The organism is Lysinibacillus fusiformis (genome assembly GCF_016925635.1).
In the GTDB taxonomy this organism is placed as follows: Bacteria; Bacillota; Bacilli; order Bacillales_A; family Planococcaceae; genus Lysinibacillus; species Lysinibacillus fusiformis_F.
In genome coordinates, this window is the sequence record NZ_CP070490.1 from 1,145,146 (window position 1) to 1,162,108 (window position 16,963).

The window sequence follows — 16,963 nt, forward strand, 5'->3', positions numbered from 1 at the left end:
TAATTATTATTGAATGAGGTGCTGACTAAGGTTTGTAAATATTTTAGCTGCTTGACCTCTTGTTGTGACAGCCTCTGGTAAGAACTTCTCTCCATCCCCTGTCACGATTCCTAACTCATACAGCATTGTGATTGCACGTTTTGTTTCTGCATTATATGAAGCTACATCTGCAAATGGCACATCACCTTTTGCAATATACGGCTGATTAAATTGCTGCTCATAGGCGCGATGAATCATTAAAGCTAATTGAGCACGTGTCACAGGCTGTCCAGGTTTAAATTTTCCATCCGTTCCCTTGATAAGACCATGTACATATGCAGCCGCAATTTCTGACTGTGTTGCTGCATCATAATTTGTAATATCAGTAAATGGTGCTTTTTCTTCTGTAGTTAAGCCTAAACTTCTTACAAGAATAGCTGCAGCTTGGGCACGTGTAACACTACTCTCAGGTCTAAATGTCCCATCTGTATAGCCATTCATTATACCCGTATCTGCTGCTTTTTGAATATAGTCTTTTGCCCAATGATTCTGTGTATCTGTAAAACTCACTGTTCCTTTCGTAGTGAAAGTAACTGTAGGATTTTGAACACTTTCATTACCAGCAGCATCGATTGCTTTGATGGATACATTGTAGGCTGTATTTTCTGTTAAATCTTCGAGCGTAATTGTAGTAGTATCAGCACTTAATGTTGAAGTTAATTTTCCACTCACATAGACATTGTAATTTGCCACGCCTACATTATCTGTCGCTTCTTGCCAACTAACCTCTACAGTGGTACGATCTTTTATTTCTACTCCAATAGCCTGCGTTACATCCCATAAAGAGCTTGTTTTAATGATTGGTAAAAATGCTTCATTTGCTACCGCTAAATAACCAGCTTCACTTAAATGAATATTTTCAGGGTTTGGTAGATAGTTAGCAACATCCTTTGCAACAACATCATATGTAGGAACAAAAATAGCGCCCGCTTTTTCAGTCGTTGTTTTGATTGTTGAATTCAATGTAGCTAATAACAGTTTAAATTGATTTTGTAAGCTCTCACTATAGTATGGGAAGGAATTATAATAGCCCATCACATATACTTCAGCTTGTGGATTAATCTTTTTGATTTCAGATAGAATAGTAGCAATGTTTGATACAGCTTCTTTAGAAGCTTTTATGATAGCCACAGTGTCAATGCCCGTTGCTTGAGATTCTTTTAATATTGGCAGTAAATCATTTGCCCCAGCTGTTAATGTGATGATTTCAGCTTCTTTAATAGAAGCTCGTAACTTTGCTTGTTCCTTTGTATAACCAAAACCAGTCACTGTTTTTGCTACATCATTTTGTAGATCTGCTAAAACATTTTTAGTTGTGTAGCCTGACATAGCAAAGCCCTTATTAAAAGAAGTAAGGAAACCATCTTGCTGTAAAGCCTGTGCAATAAAATCGGTATAACCTAATCCAATTACACCTACTTCATTCATCCCATGCGCTAATGAATCACCAAGTGCAACATAATCGGTCTGTACAACCCAACTTGGTGCTATGTGGTCACCTTGTATTTCTTCTGCATTAGCTGCTACAGGTATAGCTAATTGCAAAGCCAATATACTTGAGGCTAAAAAACGAAATTTCTTTGATAATCGCATTTACTCTCTCCTCCACTTATAAAATAGTCATTGTTTTCACTATTTTACTAGAGGAGCGTTAAAAATAGGTTAAATTACAACAATCTTTTTGAAACTTTTCATTTTTTATCTAGTCAACCTGTATCTTTCCATAAATTCCACCACCACCAACCTCGATGGCTAATTGACCCGTTCTCGCTAAATCGATTAATTGGGCTATTTTACGTGGCACAATTTCTTCAAGTTGGTCGACTGTTACACGATGCAAAATATTCATTTCTGTACCAAATGCTTCGATTAAACGTTCCATCATTTTTGGTCCAACACCTGGAATGAAATCAAGTGGTACCTGATGAATGTAAGGTGGTCTATTTCGCTCATTGGGGATATCTTCAGATAACTCCTGTATACGTGTAGCTACTCCCTTGATGATTTGAGTACTTCCACAGACTGTACAAACCGTAGCTTCTTTACTTAGCTGTTCACTACATTTTGCACAAACTGTTTGATGATATTTGCCAAGCAAAGGATTTAGGCCATAATTGGCTATTACCGCTCGCCCTTGTTGCTCATGTAGGGCCATTTTTAATTCCACAAAATTCGCTTCTGCTAATCGTAACTTCTGATACTCTCTTGCCAGTTTTCCAAGCGAATGAGCATCAGAATTGCTAACGAATGTATATGCTTGTAACTCTTTGATATGACTTACCATATTTGTATCAGAGCTTAAACCTAGTTCAATGCCATCGATCAGGTGTGGATCGAAGACTTCAGTTAAACTACGACGGACCCCTTTGCCAAACAAGCTTTTAAATGGTGTAAATACATGTGCAGGGATAAAAATCCCTTCCAATTCATGCACCTTTTGCTGCAAGGTCTGGCCGTCACAATAAATACGCTGTGAACTTAAATGGATGTTTTTCATATGTTGTGACATCCAGTCTGAGAACTGCTTCATAAGCTTTAGTGTAGGAAAGTAAGCAAGCACATGAATAGGACCATGACAATGTTGATCATAAATTTCAATTTCCGATCCTGGAATCAAAGTTGTTTCTTGAAAACGTAGACCACCTTCTTTTAGTTCTTGCAGTTCACCATGTGCAATCATCTCCATCATTTCTTCGATTACGTCTGGGGAGTGACAATCAATGATTCCAATAATATCTAATCCTTTTCTCGCACTAGCCGTCTCTAAAATTCGTGCTAATGTTAACGTTTTACTGCCAGTAATTTTCACTGCTCGTCCACTAGAAGTACGTCCAATATGAATATGTAAATCCGCATAGAATTCTTTCAATTCAATCACTCCTTTTAGTACGTCTATAAAATGAAAATACCTTACATTACTGCAAGGCATTTCTCACTTTATTATGATGGATGATTTTGAGTAGTGCTATTATTTGCCTCAAAAGCGCCAGAACCATGTGATGGTGTGGAGGAAGCATCATAGGCAACTAATGTCACACCAATCTTTTTTTCAAGCTCATTAATTTTTTCGAGTTGCTGCGGGTCTAATTGTGCAAACTTAATTTCTTTCATGATCATCAATCCTTTCAATCATAAAATTCCCCGAAATATAGAAAATATACTCCTGCTCCACATAATTGTGTCTGATGGTCTAATGGCGTTTCAAACGAACATTGAACAAAAAAATGACTGATTATCAGTCATTTTTTGTTGACATTGGTTTTCTTATTCTGTAACATACTAAATAAGTAAGGCAAAAGTGAGGGATTGCATGTCAAAGGAAGAAAAAATTATTCAAGCTGCCATTGAGGTTTTTCGTGAAAAAGGAATAGAAAAAACAAAGGTTTCAGATATCGTTAAAGCTGCTGGGATCGCTCAAGGAACATTTTATCTTTATTTCCCATCACGCCTTTCTGTTATGCCTGCTATTGCAAAAAATATGGTAGAAAGAATTATAGCTACCTTAGACGAAGGTATTTCAAGTCATAAGCCTTTTGAACAGCAACTTGAAGAGGTTGTGGAAATGGTTTTCTTAATAACGAAAGAATATGGCGATATCGTTGCACTTATTTATGCGGGTATTGCACAAACAGAGCATTTAAAAGAATGGGAAAGTATCTATGCTCCCTATTATGACTGGATGAGTCATTTCTTATTATCTGGCCAGCAACAAGGAATGATACGTGATTCTATTGATCCAACTCGTTCAGCTAAACTGATGATTGGTCTAATTGAATCTGCTGCCGAACAAATTTATTTATTTGATGATAGCAAGGATGAAACAATGAAATTGCTCAAGCTTGAGCTTATCGATTTCCTATATCATGCACTTGGCCTACGTCACCCATAAAAGTGACGTTCTCTTTTATTTTAAAAATGACTGAACGTCAGTCATTTAATCTTATCCCATGAAAGGATTTTAATGATGAAAAAAGAATGGATGTACGTTGTATTAACAAGTTTATTTGAATTGCTTTGGGTATTTGGCTTTAATGTTGCAAGCTCATGGTGGCACTGGATAATTATTGTGACAATCATTGCTATAGATTTTCACTTCTTATCGAAGGCTTGTGAGAGCTTACCTACTGGAACAGTCTATGCTATTTTCGCCGGAGCAGGTGCAATCGGTACTACATTAATGGATATTTTCATTTTCGAAGGAGAGTTTAATGCCATTAAAGGACTGTTTATGTTTATTTTAATATTAGGTGTGATCGGTCTAAAATTAGCGGATAATTCTTCTAAAGTGCAGGTGCAAACGAAAGGAGAGAATGTATAATGGGTTGGGTACTTATTATCTTAGCTGCATTGTCTGAAATTATAGGTGTGATTGGCTTACGCTTCTATAGTCAGCAGAAAACATTACAAAACTTAATTTTATATATTGGTGGTTTTGGTGTGTCCTTTGCCCTTTTATATGCATCCTTCAACTATTTGCAGTTAAGTATTGCCTATGTTGTTTGGGTAGGAATTGGTACTGTTGGAGCTGTACTCGTAAATATCATTTTCTTTGGTGAATCTAAAAATCTATCACGTATTATCAGTATCATAGCAATTACCATAGGTGTAGCAGGCTTAAAAGCAGTATCTTAATGGCTCTACAATACAGGACGCCACTCTTAAATCGGAGGCTTCCTGTATTCATTTTATTTAATATGGTATGGCGAAGAAGTATTGACGTAATTAAGATAAAAATTCGTAGATTCCATCCGCAATAAACTCTGCTGGACCACGCATCCAGATATGGTCATTTTCGGCCCATCGTATGACTAAGTCACCGCCACTAAGTTGGACTACTATCTCTTCTTCCTTCTGACAAAAACCATTTAATATAGCAGCCACTACCGCTGCACAAGCACCTGTCCCACATGCCTCTGTTATACCTGAACCTCGCTCCCAAACTCGGCATTTTAATGCTTTCGCATGAACGACCTCTACGAATTCAACATTGCTATGATGAGGAAATCTCACATCATTTGCTATAATCCCCCCTAATGTTTTTAGTGGTGCCTGTTCTATAGCATTCACAAAAATGACGGCATTTGGATTCCCCAAAAACAACGCTGTTACCAAAAGAGAATGTTGGGGTAACAAAAATACCTCATTAATGACATGTTCATTTGGGTTTCCTAGCATCGGAATGTCTTTGCGCAATAAGAGAGGTTTGCCCATATCGACAATCACTTCTATCACACTATTGTTTTGAACCACTACCTGTGCCAGCATAATTCCGGATTTCGTTTCAATCGTAATTAGCTCTTTTCGCATAATATGACGGTCAAAGATATACTTAGCAACACAGCGAAGACCATTACCGCAATTTGTCCCCTCAGAGCCATCTTTATTAAAAATACGCATACAACAGTCAGCAATTTTGGATGGTTGGATAATAATTAATCCATCTGAGCCAATACCTGTATGAACATTGGCCATTTTCTGAGCCAATTCAAAAAAGATATCTTCCTTGTAATCATATTGAAAAAGATCAAGATAGATATAGCTGTTGCCAATACCATGCATTTTCGTAAAGGCTATTTGCATACAGTCACTCCCTATAAAGGATGTTATGTGTATTTAAATAGAAGATCTTGCTTTCCTAAACTTGGCTGACCTTCTTCGCAAATTGGTCAGGGACATATGTGAGATAAGGCTTACCTGTCAGTGAATGTGTTTGAATATCGGCAAAAACACCAAATACATCTTGCAACAACGCTGGCGTCAGCACTTCCTCTGGTGTACCATGACAAACGATCCGCCCTTGCTGTAAAACGTAAATTTGATCGCAGTACATAGCAGCGATATTCAAGTCATGCAAAGCTGCCACTACGGTTAAGTGTAAGGTCTGAATTAAATCCATGAGTTGAAGTTGATGTTGAATATCTAAATGATTCGTCGGCTCATCTAATATTAGTACCTGTGCTTGTTGAGCGAGTGCTCGTGCAACCATTACGCGCTTTTTCTCGCCTCCTGAAAGAGAGCTAAAGCTTCGTTTCTCTAAATGAGATATACCCGTTTGTCTAAGAGCATCTTTAACAATTTGGAAATCTTGCTCTTGATCAAGCTCTAATAGCTTTTTATGTGGCGTTCTCCCCATACTGACTAAATCATGCACAGTGAAATCAAATAAAACGGGTGTTTCTTGGCTAACAACGGCCAAATTTTTCGCAATTGCTTTACTTGTTTGCTTTAAAATATCCTGCTCATTTAATAATACCGTACCGCTTTCAGGTTTTAGGAGACGATACATATTTTTTAACAATGTTGATTTTCCGCTTCCATTAGGGCCAATTAATCCAACAAATTGCTTTTCTTTTATTTGAATACTTACATCATGTAGTATACGCTGATCGTAAATGGAGAATGATACTTGTTTCGCTTCTAATGTCATGGAAATTAATCTCCTTCACCGAAAGAATAGTTGTTACGACGGAGTAGCCAAATGAAAAATGGTCCTCCACAAAAAGCTGTAATAATACCAATTGGCATTTCCTGAGGAGCGATGATGATTCGAGCAAAGGCATCTGCCCATACTAAGAATATTCCACCTATTAAAGCACTAATAGGTATTACATATTTATAGTTTGAGCCCACAATTAATCGCACAATATGGGGAATAATTAATCCCACAAATCCAATAGAACCACTAACTGCGACAAGCACACCTGTTAACAGAGAAACGAGTAATATTAGCTGGATACGAAATTGTTGAAGATTCACGCCTAATGTCACTGCCGCCTCTTCCCCCAGTAATAATAAATTTAAATTGCGATAGTGTAGCCACAGTAGCCCAAATACAACGAAGAATACGAAAGCTGGAATCACAATATTATTCCATTTAGCTCCAGCTAAACTACCTAGCATCCAAAACATAACAGCCTTTAAAGCCCCTTCTTGCTTTGACATCATTAAAATAAAGTTAGAGATAGCCGTTAAGATAAAGGACACAGCCATACCTGCCAATAGCAAGCGGAAAATAGAGACACGTCCACCAACACGTGATAAGAAAAAAACAAGTGCAATGGCAAGTAATGATCCAAGAAATGCGGATACTGACAGAGCGTAAATCCCTAAAAATGAAAAGGCTCCTAAAATAATTACAGAAGTAGCTCCGACAGCTGCCCCTGAAGAAATCCCTAGAATATACGGATCAGCAATAGAATTTCGTACAAGCGCCTGAATCGCTGCCCCCGCAATGGCTAACCCCGCTCCAACAATAGCAGCTAGCAAAACACGAGGTGCTCTTATTTGCCAAATGATGATTTCCTGTGAGCGACTCCAATCTTGTTCGATAGCATTTTGTATAAAAGGAATTTTAGAAAGAATAACTTTCCATACATATAATGGTGTAACTGAAACAGAGCCAACCATTACAGCAAATGTCATTGAAACAATTAATACCATGAAAAGTACGAAGGAAAATAACATAAATTTTTTATTCATCTGTTTTAAACTCCTACTGAATATTGATGAATGAAGCAATAAAAAAAGGTATTCCATGCGAAAATACACATAGAAATACCCTAGATTAAACAAAGTCAGAAAATATCCAGCTATTGTCCGTAATTGCTTGCATCCTCGTGGGCATTACAGGTATTACTAACTGGCAGGTCTCCTGGCTTCGATTCAACATCCTATAATTGCCTTCCCATTCTTACACAGTGGCAAATAATATTATAGGATTCCTCGTTACAGTTGCGGGACAGCATCGGACTTCCACCGACTTCCCTTTTAAGTGACATTCAAAAATATCACACCAATAGTATTTGAAGTTATAAAATTGTGACGATTCTATCATACATTTTTATAGATAGTTAGTCTACATGGAAATGCATCTAACATTTGAGTTAACTAATTTTAATAATTAGGTTGACACAAATGCTTTCGTTTTTTACACTAGCTGTAATAACTTTTAAAACGAGGTGAAATCATGGCAACTGTTACACAACATAGTCATCATAAATTAAGAACTGTCGACATTACCTATATTGGATTATTTTCAACGCTAATGATGGTGGGTGCTAATATCACTTCCTTTGCACCCTTTATGGTAGTTGGTGGTGTACCCATTACGCTTCAAACCTTTTTTGCGATTTTAGCAGGGCTTATTCTTGGTAGTAGAAAAGGTGCGCTCGCCTGTACAATTTATATGTGTGTGGGATTGGCAGGAGCACCTGTCTTTGCTCGCTTTGGTGGTGGAATTGGTCAAATTTTAAGTCCTACCTTTGGGTTTATTATTACATTTATTTTAGCGGCATTTGTTGCAGGATGGATCGTGGAACGAAGCGGGACAAAGAAAAGCTTTATCGTAGCTGCTTTGGTAGCAACGGCTATAAATTATTTGATAGGAACAAATTGGATGTTTTTTGCATACAAGCTTTGGGCAAGTGCGCCAGAGAATTTTTCTTATAAGCTAGCTTGGCTTTGGATGATACCTCCACTACCAAAAGATATTATTTTAGCCATTTTTGCTGGTATCTTCGCGTATAGATTACAAAAAACATTGAGAATCATGCCCATTCAATAACATATCGCTTCACTTCTTTCGTGTCAGACTAGAGGAAAATTTATTCATAGGTCATGTCCATCATTTCTGCACATTTATTTGCTACAGTAAGGGCAAATAGTGAGGAGGATATCACATGACATTCAATAGAAGATGGTCAATCGGACTATTATCAGTAGTCGCTCTAATTAGTTTATCGGCTTGTACAGAGGATCAAACAAAGCCTGCATCCACTTCTGTGGATACTTCTGAAGAAATCGATCATTCTACGATGAACCATTCAAGTTCTGGCGAAATACCGGCAACCTTAAAAAAAGCTGAAAACCCGAAATTTCCTGTGGGGAGTACAGCTATTATTACAGATGGACATATGGACGGTATGAAAGGAGCCGTAGCAACAATAGTAGGTGCCTATAATACGACTGCCTATGTTATTTCCTATGAGCCCACATCTGGTGGAAAGCGTATAGAAAAGCATAAGTGGGTGATTCATGAAGAATTGATTGACCCACAAGAAGCACCACTGGCTCCTGGAACAGAAGTAAAAACGGATGCAGCACATATGGAAGGTATGGAAAATGCGACTGTCCGTATTGATGAGGCTGTGCAAACAACTGTATATATGGTTGATTATACTTCCACTACAAGTGGTGAAGCTGTAAAAAATCATAAATGGGTAACAGAAGAAGAGCTTAGCCCAAAATAATAGAAATAACCTCTACCTTCAACTCTGGTAGAGGTTATTTTTAGCTCGCTCCATTGGCTTTCTATTTGCAGACTTATGCCATTTATAGCCGATGCCCCAAACAGTTTGCAAGTAATCATCTGCAGGGAAACCACTTTTTCTTAATTTTTCTCTTAAATTACGCACATGTGAATCAATGGTACGATCTTCAATCGTCACATTATATCCCCAAACTGTATGGATAAGGTGTTCTCTAGAAAATGCTCTATTTTGATGATCTAAAAATAGGGCAAGCATGGCAAATTCCTTTGGTGTTAATGGAATTGCCTTATGTTGAAAATATACTTCAAAGGACTCTCTATCTAAACAAAGCCCTTCAAAGTTAATTACTTTTTCTTCTGATTTCGATCTTCTTAATACAGCATGTATTCGTGCTAACAACTCTTCCTCATCAAAAGGCTTTAATATGTAGTCATCAGCACCAAGGTTTAAGCCTTTTACAATATCAGCGTGTTCTCCTTTTGCAGTAAGCATAATGATCGGGACATCCCAAAATTTCCTAATTTCCTGACAAACCTGCCATCCATCCATCTCTGGCATCATAATATCCAAAAGAACTAAATCCACATGCTCTTCTTCTAAAAAATCCAATGCCTCTTGAATGGAAGACATGGCTCTACAAAGAAATAGTGGTTCTAAATAAAGGGTTAATAAATCTAACATTCTTGGCTCATCATCAATGCATAAAATTGTTTTCATTCATTTCTACCCCTTTAAATGATAATTCAAAAGTAGTCCCTTTATTTATTTCACTACTAACCTTTATTTCTCCACCATGCGCTTGTACAAGTTCCTTGACAATAGCAAGCCCTAGTCCAGAACCACCTAAAGCACGACTACGGGATTTTTCCACACGATAAAACCGATCAAAAATATATGGTAAATCCTTCTTTGGTATTCCTTTACCTGTATCTTCAACAATGATGCTTAAAACTTCATTGTGTTTTTTTACAGTGACGGTAGTCGTATCTCCGGGCGCACAATAGATTAATGCGTTATTTAATAGATTAATCAGGATTTGCTCCAGTCTTGCTTCATCGGCACATAGTGTTAAGCCATTATCACAACGTACAAAAAAATAGATACCTTTATCTTGAAAAGCAGGGCTTAATTTTTCTTCAATGCTTGTAAAAAACGAATCTAAATGTAAGCAATGTTTTTCAATTACAAATGAGTTTTCATCCATTTTTGCTAAATCAAATAAGTCTTTGATTAACCGAGAAAGTCTATTGGTTTCTTCTATTATAATAGCTAAATACTTTTGACGATCCTGCTCTGTTAAATCCCGTTTCGCAAGAATGTCTGTATAGCCTTTAATAAAGGTTAGCGGTGTGCGAAGCTCGTGTGCAATACTCGATAAGAACTCCTTACGCTCTTGCCTTAAATGATTTAAATCATTCGATAGTAGCTGTATCGCATTCGATAAATCTCCAAGTTCATCTTTTCCATTCGTAGAAAGAGCGACTGTAAAATCACCCTTACTCATTTTCAATGTAGCCTCTTTCATCTGAATAAGTGGTTTAGCGAGCTTCCGAGATAGAACAATAATGACTGCAATGCTGACAAGACCAGATACAATACCCACTATGAGAAAATGCTTATTGAGACGTTTCATTAATGCATGGATGGAATCGGTATTTTGAAACATAAATACATAGCCAATCGTTACTTGCTGATTTTGAATAGGGCTTATCGTAGCAATAGCTTGAACCTTTTGCCAATTGTCATGTAAAACTCTTCCCTCATAAGGTATATTCCCCTCTAACTTACGAAATAGATCACTGATTTCTAGATGTGGGTGTGAGGAGGCAAGGATTGTTCCTTCATGGTCAGTTACCACTACATCTGTACTTGCTTCCGATTCCATAAGAACGACATGTGCTAGTGTTTCATTATTGAAGTTCTGTTCTAATATAGTACGATGTGAGTTTCCTCTCGCTTGCAAACTGGCTAATTCCTCTTCCACTCTAGAATTGGTCAAGGAAACATGCAAAAAAAACATCATAAATGTTTCGATACAAAACAATGTGATGAAAAAGATGATGCCAAGCTTTAGTGATAATTTTCTCATCCGTAACCACCATTTTAGAATTTCTTAAAAGTATAACGTGAAAGTGTGAAGATTTCATGCAGAAGGAGCATCTTTCCAAACAAAAAATGCCCATAAGTATATTGTATACTTATGGGTCAGATTTTAATTAAATGTATTTTTTTGCCCAGTTTAAGAAGTTATCAATGACTACGTCAAGGAATTTCACTGTACCTTCATCAGTTAAATTGCCTTCTGCATCAAATTTAGTGTGAACAGCACCAATATAAACGTCATTGCCGCTTAGTAATGGTGAGTTGATGCCAGGAGAGAACAAAATATCACGTAAATGTAATTGTGCTTTTACAGTACCTAAGTTCCCCATTGATGCACCCATGATGATAGATGGTTTGCCAATCATTACTTTATCTACACGAGATAGCCAATCAATAGCATTGACCATAACCCCTGGAACAGTACCATTATATTCTGGTGTAACCCAAAGTACAGCGTCTGCAGCTTTTACTTTTGCTTTAAAATCAAGAACTGCTTGTGGAGCCTCATTTTCGATATCTTGATTATACATTGGTAGGTCCTTTAAGCTTAAAACTTCAAGGTCTAACTTTTCTGTATAACGTTTTTGAATAAATTGAGCTAATTGCATATTATAAGATTCTTTACGGATACTACCTACGATTGCTACTACTTTCACGATGTTTCCTCCTAAATGTACATTATTCATAGTATTTGTATAGCTATTGTATTTTATACCATTTTAATAATAAATGGCAAATTCTTCAACTGGCTTACGATATCCACGTAATCGACGACTGCTTTCTTTTTCTTTCCCAATAGTAATCATTAGAGCAATTTCATGTGTTTCTGGCACATTGAAAAGCTCACGCATTTTTTGATTATCAAAGCCAATCATTGGACAAGTATCCCAGCCACGATTTTTCGCAGCTAGCATGAATAACATAGCAGACAAAGATGCATTCCGAATGGCTTCATCCTTCATAAATGCTTCACCGCGGTCTTCATAAAATTTTGTATTCTCTACTACAATATCTTCTAGTTCGCCAGCTGTAATTATACCTAAATCCACCATGCCTTGACTTAGTTCAGCAGTATTCTTATAAGCTTCCTTGTCACCTAATACAAGAATTACTCCTGAAGCTGAATGCACTTTATATTGACCAAATGCCGCCTCTCTCACCTTTTCTTTCATATCCTCATCCAGCACAACGATATAATTGGCATGCTGTAAGTTAAATGCTGATGGGGCAAGCTTGACATCCTCCAAAATAGGACGTATGTCATCCTCAGTCATCTTAACGTCCTTGATAAAATTATTAGCAGAGCGACGCTTATCTATCAGCTTGGAAAATTCCATTTTTTTATCCCCCAATACAGTTATGTATTCATCCAGTGAGGCTTTTCTTTCCCAACTGGATGAAATTGTGTTACTCATATTCTTTATCGAACATAATAGAACTTCTTACAGTGTCAATCGGGCGAACAAGACCTTCAATCTGTTCACGTTTTGGTTCTAAAAACGGTGGTAATGACAGTTTTTCTCCTAATGTTTCATATGGCTCATCACCCATAAACCCTGGACCATCTGTAGCCAATTCAAATAAAATCTGCGGAGCTACACGTGCATACAATGATTCAAAGAAATGACGATTTACATAGCCAGAAGTGTGGAAACCAAAGCTTTCGAAACGTGCAGTCCATTCATCTAATACCGCACGATCCTCTACACGAAAGGCTGCATGGTGAACAGTACCAAAACCTTGACGAGCAACGGGTAACACCGTGTTATGTTCGACAATAATCTGGGCACCATTTCCTCCCTCACCTACTTCAAATAAATGAAAGTCTCCTTCTTCTGCAATCTCTGTAAAGAGCATTACCTTTTCTAACACATCTTTAAAGTATTTAAAATTAGCTACACGGACAAATACTGGCCCTAAACCTGTAATAGCATTTTCAAGTGGGATGGGTCCATCCTGCCAAGGCGTACCTGCTGCCACACCTGTATTATGCTCATCAGAAATAAGCTGATAGTGCTGATCATCAAAATCTACGAAAGATAGAGTTTTCTTACCAAACTGTTCTTTCATACCAGTATGTTTCACATTTAAACGATCGAAGCGCTTTACCCAATAATCTAAAGCAGCATCCGTTGGTACACGGAAAGAAGTCTTTGAAATTTCATTTGTACCATGTACACCTTTTGGGATGTTAGGGAAATCAAAGAACGTCATATCTGTACCTGCACTACCTTTATCGTCTGCAAAGAATAAATGATATGTTTGAATATCATCCTGATTAACTGTTTTCTTCACTAAGCGCATTCCTAATACATAGGTGAAGAATTTATAGTTTTCTTCAGCACTACTTGTGATTGCCGTAACATGGTGTACACCTTTTAAATGATTCATAGAATGCTCCTCCTATTTATCTCGATATCGAGATATATGTGTAAAAATTTTTTATTGGTCAGTGGCGTTCTTGCCAACTTTTTTAAGTGATAAAATCATGTTGTCCAGCTCCTGAGATTCCAATACTTCAAATATCTCATTTATTTTTTGTTCATGCTTAGGAAAAATTTCTTCCATCAAAGCCTGTCCCTCAAGCGTTAGTAATACGTACGTAACACGTCGATCTCTTGGACACGCCTTACGATATACATAGCCTTTTTGCTCGAGCTTATCAATCACATAAGTAATACTACTGCTTGCAATTAATATTTTTTTACCAATCATTTGAATAGGTTGCTCTCCACGATGGTACAAAAATTCAAGAACCGAAAATTCGGTTTGATTTAAATCGTATTGAAGTAAATCTCTTTTAGTTGCATCTTGAATCGTTTGATATGCTCGGAACAAGACCGTAAATGCTTTTAAGTTACGATTATTTTCCTTCATACGACTCCCTCTTTTTACTTCGAATTTAATTATCTTTAATTCGAGATAATAATAACATATACAATTTTAAACAGCAATCATTTTGTTTCATCATGTTTGTCATCTTCTTGTTCGGGTAGAAGGTAGTTGTAACTTATAAAGGAGGATTCTAAATGAAAAAAGATGTAAATCAAAAACACCAACAGCTAGAAGCATTCCGAGTAAGTGATAAAGATCAACCTCTCACGACCAATCAAGGATTAAAGATATCGGAAGATGAACATTCACTAAAAGCAGGTGAGCGAGGACCCACTTTACTAGAGGATTTTCATTTTCGTGAAAAAATGACCCACTTTGACCATGAACGAATTCCTGAACGAGTAGTACACGCACGTGGCTCAGCAGCTCATGGAATTTTTGAAACATATGAATGTGCAAGTGATATTACAAAGGCTCAATTTTTAAATGGGAAAGGAACTAAAACCCCTGTATTTGTTCGCTTCTCTACCGTTGCAGGGTCAAAAGGATCTGCAGATACCGTCCGTGACGCACGCGGCTTTGCTACCAAGTTTTATACACAAGAGGGTAATTATGATTTAGTAGGAAATAATATTCCTGTATTTTTTATTCAAGATGCTATTAAATTCCCCGATTTTATACACGCCGTAAAGCCTGAACCAAATAACGAAATTCCCCAAGCACAAAGTGCCCATGATACATTTTGGGATTTCATTGCAAATAATCAGGAGTCTGCTCATATGGTCATGTGGCATATGTCAGATAGATCGATCCCACGAAGCTATCGAATGATGGAGGGTTTTGGTGTGAATACTTATCGCTTTGTCAACGCCGAAGGAAAAGCCCACTTTGTTAAATTTCATTGGAAACCTGTACTTGGGGTAAAATCTTTAGTTTGGGATGAAGCACAAATCATCGCTGGAAAAGACCCTGATTTTCATCGCAGAGATTTATGGGAATCGATTGAACGTGGGTATTTCCCAGAGTGGGAACTTGGTGTTCAACTTATTCCTGTTGAAGATGAATTTAAATTTAGCTTTGATATTCTCGATGCCACTAAAATATGGCCCGAAGAAGAGGTTCCTGTACGCCTTCTTGGGAAAATGACATTGAACAAAAACACGGATAACTTCTTTGCAGAAACGGAACAAGTTGCATTTCATGTTGGTCACGTTGTACCTGGAATTGATTTTTCAAATGATCCATTATTACAAGGTCGCTTATTCTCCTACACAGATACGCAGTTAATAAGACTGGGAGGACCAAATTCCCATGAACTTCCTATTAATAAACCGATCTGTCCATTCCATAATAACCAACGAGATGGCTATGGCCGACAAACCATTAATGTGGGACAAGTTAGCTACCATAAAAATTCCTTAGCCAATAATACACCACACCCTGTTTCTGAAGCAGATGGTGGCTATAAGCATTATGAAGAAAAAATCGAAGGGCATAAAGTACGTGCACGTAGTGAGAGCTTTAACGACCATTTTTCACAAGCACGATTATTCTGGCTTAGTATGACAGATATTGAGAAAATGCATATTATCGATGCCTTTAGCTTTGAACTTGGCAAGGTAAAAAATAAAGCGATTCGTAAACTAGTTGTAGACATGTTCGCTCATGTCAGTTACTCACTTGCTTCAGCTATTGCTGAACGAATTGGTATAGTTCCCCCGATAGAAGTGGAAGTACCGCATATTCACCAAACTTCTCCAGCTGTTAGCCAAGTAATCAATGCAAAGGAAAGTGTCCAATCTAATAAAGTAGCTGTAGTGGTTACAGAAAATAGTAGTGAAAATTTAAACGAACTTATTGCTACATTTTTAAGTGAAAATATAGTAGTTGAGCTAGTAAGTACTAAGCAAGGCATAGTAAGTGGCTATGAAATTCACGAAACATTTGCTACAACCTCCTCAGTTCTTTATGATGGCGTTTATGTTACAGGAGCCTTTCAAGATTCCTATCAACAAGCAAAAGCAGAACGGTTTATTGAACAAGCCTATCAGCACTGCAAAACAATAGGTTATACGAAAAATGTTTCGTTTTTACAGCATATTGCTAATAAAAATGGGGTTGCAAGCGATCCAAAATCTTTCGTACATGCCCTTGCTAAACATCGACATTGGGTACGTGAATGTAAATGAATAAAAAGCCAGCTAACTGATTAAATCAGCTAGCTGGCTCATAGTGTTGAAAAACAAAACAATCCATAGAATTTTTATGAAAGGTGAAAATGAATTTCCGTTGCAGGCTACTTGCTTTCCTGTGAGCGAGCGCCGAATCGCTTCCTCCGCTACCGCTCCGTTTAGAGTCTTGCCTGTCTCGCTATCCCACGGGAGTCAAGTAGCCTTCCACTCCAATCCACAAAAGTGTTACCTTTTTAGCAAAGGTTTTCAAATAAAGTGAAGGTGTTCTCTACTCTTTATGGAGGGGTGTTGTCACGCATCACTTCTCCAATAAGAGCTTATCCCCTCTAAGAATACAGATAATGGGCTATTTGATTGCTATGCTAGTATGAAAAAAGTAAAGACACTTTGCAGAATGGTTGATTGGAGTGGAGCCAGCATCACTCCTAGGGGATTTAGCGTCACAGAGGAGACCCTGGAGCGAACGTAAGTGAGTGAAGCGGCTCATCGGACGCCCCCTGGAAAGGACGCTGGCGGAACGGAAAT

18 protein-coding genes and 1 riboswitch are annotated in these 16,963 nt (G+C 37.5%); of the genes, 6 read left to right on the plus strand and 12 right to left on the minus strand.

From position 1 onward, the window contains the following. Positions 1–6 precede the first annotated feature (6 nt). The 3 genes from JTI58_RS05725 to JTI58_RS05735 form a co-directional block, all read right to left on the minus strand. The gene (locus tag JTI58_RS05725; protein ID WP_205445803.1) at positions 7–1,632 is read right to left on the minus strand and encodes an S-layer homology domain-containing protein; all 1,626 of its coding nucleotides are present in this window, start codon (positions 1,630–1,632) and stop codon (positions 7–9) included. Between the two features lie 109 nt (positions 1,633–1,741). Next, the gene (locus tag JTI58_RS05730; RefSeq protein WP_205445804.1) at positions 1,742–2,908 is read right to left on the minus strand and encodes an endonuclease Q family protein; all 1,167 of its coding nucleotides are present in this window, start codon (positions 2,906–2,908) and stop codon (positions 1,742–1,744) included. 71 nt (positions 2,909–2,979) lie between these two features. Beyond that, the gene (locus JTI58_RS05735; protein WP_205445806.1) at positions 2,980–3,150 is read right to left on the minus strand and encodes a hypothetical protein; all 171 of its coding nucleotides are present in this window, start codon (positions 3,148–3,150) and stop codon (positions 2,980–2,982) included. A 199-nt stretch (positions 3,151–3,349) separates the two neighbouring features. Here JTI58_RS05735 and JTI58_RS05740 point away from each other — a divergent pair, with 199 nt between their 5' ends. From JTI58_RS05740 to JTI58_RS05750, 3 genes are all read left to right on the plus strand, one after another. Next, entirely contained in the window at positions 3,350–3,928 is a 579-nt protein-coding gene (locus tag JTI58_RS05740; protein WP_205445807.1) for a TetR/AcrR family transcriptional regulator, read from the plus strand. A gap of 75 nt (positions 3,929–4,003) precedes the next feature. Then, positions 4,004–4,357, plus strand: coding sequence for a DMT family transporter (locus tag JTI58_RS05745; protein WP_205445809.1), 354 nt, complete (start codon positions 4,004–4,006; stop codon positions 4,355–4,357). After that, entirely contained in the window at positions 4,357–4,671 is a 315-nt protein-coding gene (locus tag JTI58_RS05750; protein WP_205445811.1) for a DMT family transporter, read from the plus strand. Before JTI58_RS05745 ends, JTI58_RS05750 begins: the two co-directional genes overlap by 1 nt. Positions 4,672–4,761: 90 nt before the next feature. Here the strand turns inward: JTI58_RS05750 and dapF are convergent, their stop codons facing one another. Genes dapF through JTI58_RS05765 form a run of 3 tightly spaced genes read right to left on the minus strand, consistent with a single transcriptional unit; the run spans position 4,762 to position 7,518 of the window. Continuing rightward, entirely contained in the window at positions 4,762–5,619 is an 858-nt protein-coding gene (gene dapF, locus JTI58_RS05755) for a diaminopimelate epimerase (RefSeq protein WP_205445812.1), read from the minus strand. A gap of 55 nt (positions 5,620–5,674) precedes the next feature. After that, positions 5,675–6,466 carry a heme ABC transporter ATP-binding protein gene (locus JTI58_RS05760; protein WP_205445813.1) on the minus strand — a complete coding sequence of 264 codons (792 nt, stop codon included), beginning with the start codon at positions 6,464–6,466 and terminating at the stop codon, positions 5,675–5,677. Positions 6,467–6,471: 5 nt separating this feature from the next. Next, entirely contained in the window at positions 6,472–7,518 is a 1,047-nt protein-coding gene (locus tag JTI58_RS05765) for a FecCD family ABC transporter permease (RefSeq protein ID WP_016993711.1), read from the minus strand. Positions 7,519–7,663: 145 nt separating this feature from the next. Continuing rightward, a riboswitch (cobalamin riboswitch) is annotated at positions 7,664–7,851 on the minus strand. Between the two features lie 154 nt (positions 7,852–8,005). On the opposite strand from JTI58_RS05765, the gene JTI58_RS05770 reads away from it, so the two are divergent. Beyond that, complete coding sequence (locus JTI58_RS05770; protein ID WP_205445815.1) at positions 8,006–8,602, plus strand: biotin transporter BioY; 597 nt, start codon at positions 8,006–8,008, stop codon at positions 8,600–8,602. Between the two features lie 115 nt (positions 8,603–8,717). Next, positions 8,718–9,287: a YdhK family protein gene (locus tag JTI58_RS05775; RefSeq protein WP_205445816.1), complete on the plus strand. Its 570-nt coding sequence runs from the start codon at positions 8,718–8,720 to the stop codon at positions 9,285–9,287. An 18-nt stretch (positions 9,288–9,305) separates the two neighbouring features. On the opposite strand, the gene JTI58_RS05780 is transcribed toward JTI58_RS05775, so the two are convergent. The 6 genes from JTI58_RS05780 to JTI58_RS05805 form a co-directional block, all read right to left on the minus strand. After that, complete coding sequence (locus JTI58_RS05780) at positions 9,306–10,025, minus strand: response regulator transcription factor (RefSeq protein ID WP_205445818.1); 720 nt, start codon at positions 10,023–10,025, stop codon at positions 9,306–9,308. After that, a complete protein-coding gene (locus JTI58_RS05785) occupies positions 10,003–11,397 on the minus strand; it encodes a HAMP domain-containing sensor histidine kinase (protein ID WP_205445820.1) in 1,395 nt (464 codons plus the stop codon). The genes JTI58_RS05780 and JTI58_RS05785 overlap by 23 nt, the downstream gene beginning before the upstream one ends. A 127-nt stretch (positions 11,398–11,524) precedes the next feature. Next, positions 11,525–12,067, minus strand: a complete 543-nt coding sequence (locus JTI58_RS05790) for an NADPH-dependent FMN reductase (protein WP_205445821.1) — start codon at positions 12,065–12,067, stop codon at positions 11,525–11,527. 63 nt (positions 12,068–12,130) lie between these two features. After that, positions 12,131–12,748: a nitroreductase family protein gene (locus JTI58_RS05795; protein WP_205445823.1), complete on the minus strand. Its 618-nt coding sequence runs from the start codon at positions 12,746–12,748 to the stop codon at positions 12,131–12,133. Positions 12,749–12,818: 70 nt separating this feature from the next. Continuing rightward, entirely contained in the window at positions 12,819–13,802 is a 984-nt protein-coding gene (locus JTI58_RS05800; protein WP_205445825.1) for a ring-cleaving dioxygenase, read from the minus strand. 51 nt (positions 13,803–13,853) lie between these two features. Further along, a complete protein-coding gene (locus tag JTI58_RS05805) occupies positions 13,854–14,288 on the minus strand; it encodes a MarR family winged helix-turn-helix transcriptional regulator (RefSeq protein ID WP_205445827.1) in 435 nt (144 codons plus the stop codon). A 152-nt stretch (positions 14,289–14,440) separates the two neighbouring features. On the opposite strand from JTI58_RS05805, the gene JTI58_RS05810 reads away from it, so the two are divergent. Continuing rightward, a complete protein-coding gene (locus JTI58_RS05810) occupies positions 14,441–16,435 on the plus strand; it encodes a catalase (RefSeq protein ID WP_205445829.1) in 1,995 nt (664 codons plus the stop codon). The last annotated feature ends 528 nt before the right edge of the window (positions 16,436–16,963 follow it).

Coding starts and splice junctions, on each gene's coding strand:
- JTI58_RS05760 (WP_205445813.1), bottom strand. CDS start 6,466: ATGACATTAGAAGCGAAACAAGTATCATTCTCCATTTACGATCAGCGT.
- JTI58_RS05810 (WP_205445829.1), top strand. CDS start 14,441: ATGAAAAAAGATGTAAATCAAAAACACCAACAGCTAGAAGCATTCCGA.
- JTI58_RS05795 (WP_205445823.1), bottom strand. CDS start 12,748: ATGGAATTTTCCAAGCTGATAGATAAGCGTCGCTCTGCTAATAATTTT.
- JTI58_RS05775 (WP_205445816.1), top strand. CDS start 8,718: ATGACATTCAATAGAAGATGGTCAATCGGACTATTATCAGTAGTCGCT.
- JTI58_RS05735 (WP_205445806.1), bottom strand. CDS start 3,150: ATGAAAGAAATTAAGTTTGCACAATTAGACCCGCAGCAACTCGAAAAA.
- JTI58_RS05770 (WP_205445815.1), top strand. CDS start 8,006: ATGGCAACTGTTACACAACATAGTCATCATAAATTAAGAACTGTCGAC.
- JTI58_RS05765 (WP_016993711.1), bottom strand. CDS start 7,518: ATGAATAAAAAATTTATGTTATTTTCCTTCGTACTTTTCATGGTATTA.
- JTI58_RS05800 (WP_205445825.1), bottom strand. CDS start 13,802: ATGAATCATTTAAAAGGTGTACACCATGTTACGGCAATCACAAGTAGT.
- JTI58_RS05750 (WP_205445811.1), top strand. CDS start 4,357: ATGGGTTGGGTACTTATTATCTTAGCTGCATTGTCTGAAATTATAGGT.
- JTI58_RS05745 (WP_205445809.1), top strand. CDS start 4,004: ATGAAAAAAGAATGGATGTACGTTGTATTAACAAGTTTATTTGAATTG.
- dapF (WP_205445812.1), bottom strand. CDS start 5,619: ATGCAAATAGCCTTTACGAAAATGCATGGTATTGGCAACAGCTATATC.
- JTI58_RS05740 (WP_205445807.1), top strand. CDS start 3,350: ATGTCAAAGGAAGAAAAAATTATTCAAGCTGCCATTGAGGTTTTTCGT.
- JTI58_RS05780 (WP_205445818.1), bottom strand. CDS start 10,025: ATGAAAACAATTTTATGCATTGATGATGAGCCAAGAATGTTAGATTTA.
- JTI58_RS05725 (WP_205445803.1), bottom strand. CDS start 1,632: ATGCGATTATCAAAGAAATTTCGTTTTTTAGCCTCAAGTATATTGGCT.
- JTI58_RS05805 (WP_205445827.1), bottom strand. CDS start 14,288: ATGAAGGAAAATAATCGTAACTTAAAAGCATTTACGGTCTTGTTCCGA.
- JTI58_RS05785 (WP_205445820.1), bottom strand. CDS start 11,397: ATGAGAAAATTATCACTAAAGCTTGGCATCATCTTTTTCATCACATTG.